General features: G+C 54.5%; 1 pseudogene. It reads left to right on the top strand.

The window, feature by feature from the left end:
* Positions 1–604: pseudogene (gene prfC / locus ACTHUM_RS17210) on the top strand (peptide chain release factor 3); the annotation flags it as partial.

Raw genomic sequence — 604 nt, 5'->3', positions numbered from 1 at the left:
CCCGTAACCTGGCCGATCGGCATGGGCAAAAATTTCAAAGGCGTGTACCACATCCTGAACGACGAAATCTATCTCTTCGACGCAGGTGGCGAGCGTCTGCCGCACGAGTTCGACATCATCAAAGGTATCGACAATCCTGAATTGGAACAACGCTTTCCGCTTGAAATCCAGCAGCTGCGAGACGAAATCGAATTGGTACAGGCTGCTTCCAACGAATTTAATCTCGAAGAATTCCTCGCCGGCGAACTCACGCCCGTGTTCTTCGGCTCTGCGATTAACAACTTCGGTATTCAGGAAATCCTCAATTCATTGATTGAATGGGCGCCCGCGCCGAAACCGCGCGACGCGACCGTGCGCATGGTCGAGCCGGACGAGCCGAAATTCTCCGGATTTATCTTCAAAATCCAAGCCAATATGGACCCGAAACACCGCGACCGCATCGCCTTCTTGCGCGTCTGCTCCGGCAAGTTCGAGCGCGGCATGAAGATGAAACACCTGCGTATCAACCGCGAAATCGCCGCCTCCAGCGTGGTAACCTTCATGTCGCACGACCGCGAGCTGGTGGAAGAAGCCTACGCCGGCGACATGTCTCTTCTACACATCT

The organism is Neisseria sp. P0021.S006, from assembly GCF_051956895.1.
Note: the sequence above shows the minus strand (reverse complement) of the source record. Positions and strands in the feature narration are given on the sequence as shown.